Raw genomic sequence first — 1,629 nt, forward strand, 5'->3', positions numbered from 1 at the left:
CCAATTTTGCTTTTTAAGAGAGGGGACAAGTTTTTTCTTGACATTCAAAAAACATGGTGTACAAATACAATGAAAGGAAGGCTTAATGTTCATAATACTGGAGGGCATTATTCCAGGTCTCCTATTGACAACGCTACCAAACTTTATATGTTCATTACAAAAAAACCAGAATTAATGAAAGGAGAATGTATACAATGAAAAAAGAATTCCAGGCAATTATTGTTGGGTCCGGGCCGGCCGGCGCTGCTTGCGCCAAGGCTTTAAAAAATGAAGGGATAGAAGTTTTGGTTATTGAAAAGGATAAATTGCCCCGCAACAAGATATGTTCCGGGGTTCTTTTCGGCCAGACCCAGGTTTTACTTGATCAGTATTTCGGGGGGCTTCCTCCGGAAGAAGTTTACTGCGACCCCAAGATTATTAAGACCGAAAATATTCTGGAATGGAACAAAAAAAAGGGATTTTTCCCCTATGTCTGGGAACTGCCCAAAGATGGCCGGTCATTCCCGCAAGATCTCTACAATATCTGGCGGAGCAAGTTTGATTATTGGCTTTTGAAAGAAAGCGGGGTTGAATATAAAGATAATTGTAAATTCAATAATTATTCTATGGAAAATGGGAAAATCAAAGTGGAAGTTTCCATAAATGACAAAGAAAATATTGATTTATATTGTTCTTATCTTATCGGCGCCGATGGGGGCGGATCTCGGTTACGGCCCCTGCTTGACCCCGCTTTTATGAAAATAGAACAAGCGGTTGCGGTTTATCAGGCGTATTACCGATTTTCTGATATGGGAAGCTTAGAAGATGCTCACTGGTATGTGTTTCTCGAGCCACAGATCGGAGAAGCAATTTCCTGTGCTCACCGTAAAGATGACTTTCTTACATTATGCGTTTGCGGCTTTAAAGGGCGCAGCCTCAAGAAAAGTATGGAGGATTTCAAAAACTTACTGGCTGAAAATTTTCAAGTAGTTTTAAAAGATATGCAAAGGGACGAAGGATGCGTAATGAGGATGGCACCACCGCACCTCGGAAAAGACAATATTATTCTAACAGGAGAAGCCGCCGGAATGTCGTATCTTAACGGTGAGGGAATAAGTACTGCCATTGATTCCGGCTACGGAGCAGGCATAGCCGTGGCTCAGGGGATAAAAAAAGGCAGCAATGTTCTGGAGATATACGAGAAGGAACTCGAAGGAGTCATCAGGCATATGGAATTGTGCAAAGAAAATATGCATTTTCTTGTAACGTAAAAACAATCATACCCACATAAAAACGCCGCCTGTAAAATCGGTCAGAAGTAAATAACTGAATATGGTTATTGGCGATTTATAGGAACAGCCTTTATAGAAGAAGCGGTCGGCCCTTTTCTGGTGTTCCAGGCTTCGATTGCTTCTTCTTTTGTGTCAAAGTCATCAGTTTCTACATTTCGTACAGGGCAATTATTATTCTGACACCTAATCCAAACCAAACCACTTTTCTCTTGAATATCCCTACAACGATATTTATGTTTTAACCAATTGTCCGAGCCTCTTTTTTCTATGGGACAGATAGGCTCGATAGTTTTTCTTTTGAATCCGGTCTATCAAAGCGATTACCGCGTCGCAATCAAAACGCCTTATTGGCAAAACA

At 40.9% G+C, this 1,629-nt stretch carries 2 protein-coding genes; both read left to right on the forward strand.

The features are described 5' to 3' along the window. A partial coding sequence (locus tag VXK47_RS05085) for a hypothetical protein (protein WP_435547692.1) occupies positions 1-198 on the forward strand: 198 nt, incomplete at its 5' end. Further along, complete coding sequence (locus VXK47_RS05090; RefSeq protein WP_435547693.1) at positions 195-1,250, forward strand: NAD(P)/FAD-dependent oxidoreductase; 1,056 nt, start codon at positions 195-197, stop codon at positions 1,248-1,250. The genes VXK47_RS05085 and VXK47_RS05090, both read left to right, overlap by 4 nt. The last annotated feature ends 379 nt before the right edge of the window (positions 1,251-1,629 follow it).

Source organism: Desulfobacterium sp. N47, assembly GCF_051233685.1.
Lineage (GTDB): Bacteria > Desulfobacterota > Desulfobacteria > Desulfobacterales > RPRI01 > RPRI01.

Coding starts and splice junctions, on each gene's coding strand:
- VXK47_RS05090 (WP_435547693.1), top strand. CDS start 195: ATGAAAAAAGAATTCCAGGCAATTATTGTTGGGTCCGGGCCGGCCGGC.